The following is an 807-nucleotide window of genomic DNA, read 5'->3' as shown; positions in this document are numbered from 1 at the left end:
ACTGCGTGAAGTCGGAATCGCTAGTAATCGCGGATCAGCATGTCGCGGTGAATACGTTCCCGGGTCTTGTACACACCGCCCGTCACACCATGGGAGTGGGTTTTACCAGAAGTAGTTAGCCTAACCGTAAGGGGGGCGATTACCACGGTAGGATTCATGACTGGGGTGAAGTCGTAACAAGGTAGCCGTATCGGAAGGTGCGGCTGGATCACCTCCTTTCAGAGCTTAAGTGCTCGTGTTAAGCGTCCACTCTTATCGGTTGTTTGATATAGCTGGGATCAGTTGTAGGCTTGGGTCGAGGGAATCTTCCCTGGGTCTTCAGCTACCTGACTACTGATCCGAGAAGGTTTTGGGTCTGTAGCTCAGTTGGTTAGAGCACCGTCTTGATAAGGCGGGGGTCGTTGGTTCGAATCCAACCAGACCCACCAAGTATTCTGCCATGCAGGATATGGGGGTGTAGCTCAGCTGGGAGAGCGCCTGCTTTGCAAGCAGGATGTCATCGGTTCGATCCCGTTCACCTCCACCATTGATTCTCATAATCGCCCCGGTGGTGATGTAGAGGCTAACTCATAGCGCTGTTGTCAGCGTTATGAGTTAGGTTTTACCTAACAGCTATATTCGTTCTTTAACAATCTGGAAGAAGCACAACGAAATGTACTTATTAAGTACTCGGCGCAAGCCGAAGAAAATAAGTACGGGTTGTGATTGCATTATTTTGTTCCAAGTTCTCAAGACTGGGGTGAATAACCTCAGACTGCTTTGAAACTTATGAACGGCACAAACGCTAATACTCAGGTCCTATAGCCT

Annotated in this window: 2 tRNA genes and 1 rRNA gene; all 3 read left to right on the top strand. The window is 49.3% G+C overall.

The annotated features are described in order from the left end of the window. Positions 1-219 (top strand): 16S ribosomal RNA (locus tag AC6LJY_RS27950); the annotation flags it as partial. 132 nt (positions 220-351) lie between these two features. Then, positions 352-428: transfer RNA gene (locus AC6LJY_RS27945), tRNA-Ile, on the top strand. A 22-nt stretch (positions 429-450) separates the two neighbouring features. Continuing rightward, positions 451-526: transfer RNA gene (locus AC6LJY_RS27940), tRNA-Ala, on the top strand. The last annotated feature ends 281 nt before the right edge of the window (positions 527-807 follow it).

Source organism: Achromobacter sp. RT286_PF, from assembly GCF_059760425.1.
This window is presented reverse-complemented; position numbering and strand designations above follow the sequence as displayed.